Origin of the sequence: Pseudomonas sp. SIMBA_068, from assembly GCF_046534705.1 — a bacterium.
In the GTDB taxonomy this organism is placed as follows: Bacteria; Pseudomonadota; Gammaproteobacteria; order Pseudomonadales; family Pseudomonadaceae; genus Aquipseudomonas; species Aquipseudomonas putida.
Map to the genome: position 1 here is coordinate 1 of NZ_JAWRYI010001773.1, position 232 is coordinate 232.

Genomic DNA, 232 nt, shown 5'->3' on the forward strand with positions numbered 1-232 from the left:
TTGAGATAGTTTGCCAGGCGGCTAAGGTCGGCATTGAGCAGCAAGGTGCCGTGGTGGAAGCCACGATCTTTGGTTTCGCGATAGGCCGATCCTGAGACTTTGCGGTCGCCTTCGGCGGTTTTCACCACCAGATCGTTACGCCCGGACGCTTCGGCGCTGACGCCAAGCGCGTTCAGCGCATTGAGCACAATCGACGTGGAGATGGTTTTATCGTACTCCGGCTTGCCAGCCA

General features: G+C 58.2%; 1 protein-coding gene. It reads right to left on the reverse strand.

All coding sequences use genetic code 11. The features are described from left to right. The coding region (locus tag SB756_RS35855; protein WP_410914002.1) for a lipoyl protein ligase domain-containing protein at window positions 1–232 on the reverse strand (232 nt) is incomplete at both ends.